The sequence below is a fragment of the Halobacillus sp. BBL2006 genome (genome assembly GCF_000786645.1).
Taxonomy (GTDB): Bacteria; Bacillota; Bacilli; order Bacillales; family Halobacillaceae; genus Halobacillus.
In genome coordinates, this window is the sequence record NZ_JRNX01000971.1 from 1 (window position 1) to 933 (window position 933).

General features: G+C 43.9%; 1 protein-coding gene. It reads right to left on the reverse strand.

Going from position 1 to position 933, the window contains the following annotated elements:
- Nucleotides 1-109 precede the first annotated feature (109 nt).
- Nucleotides 110-933, reverse strand: an 824-nt coding sequence (locus tag LD39_RS21475) for a cation:proton antiporter (RefSeq protein WP_035553927.1), incomplete at its 5' end; no start/stop codon positions are given.

Below are 933 nucleotides of genomic sequence, written 5' to 3' on the forward strand. Positions count from 1 at the left end.
AGAAAAGGTTTACAAATTATGGCTTGTTCCCTATAATATTAAGTGTACTCTTCATATCATAATGAAACACCCCAAATATCATAGCTGCTACGAAAAAAGCCGAGCTGCCTCAAGCTCGGCTTTTTTCGTTCTCTATGTTTTGTGTCCTCACCGCTTCTAACAGTTTCCGTACTTCTTTTTTACTGCTCCTTGAAACAAGGATGTATAAGGTGTCTCCTGTCTTTATTTCTGTCTGACCATACGGGGTAATGACATCTCCATCACGTATGATCGCATTGATCAGTGCACGATCAGGCAATTCCATATTTTCAAGCGTCTGCCCCACAATTTGATTGTGAGCCATGACCTCGAACTCCATCATCTCTACGTTTGCTTTTCCGATAGAGATCAGCTCAAGAGAATGAATCGGGTTCGTCAGTTTATCTGAAACCAACTTGAACCTTTCAGCCAGCCATGTAATCGACGACCCTTGCATGAGCGTTGACGTTAACACAGTAAAAAAGACAACATTGAAGATAACCTGGCTATTCTCTACCTCGGCAAGCATAGGGAAAATAGCGAGAACGATCGGTACAGCTCCACGAAGTCCTGCCCACGAAAGGAACAGTTTCTCTTTGGAATCGAACTTGAACGCTGCCAAACTGATAAAAGTCGCGATCGGTCTGGCAACGAAAATTAATACGAGCGCCACCATAAGTCCGTCAAACATGACAGGGAGGGTAAACACTTCCGAAGGGAAGACAAATAACCCCAGGATGATGAACATTAAGATTTGCGCCATCCAACCGAATCCTTCATGAAACCTGAGAATCGAGTAGCGGTAAGCAAGTTCTGCATTGCCAATAAAGACAGCAGCTACATAAACAGCAAGCAGTCCACTTGCCTGGATGAGTGAACTTGCACTGTAGGCCAAGAAGGCAAACCCTAAAGCAA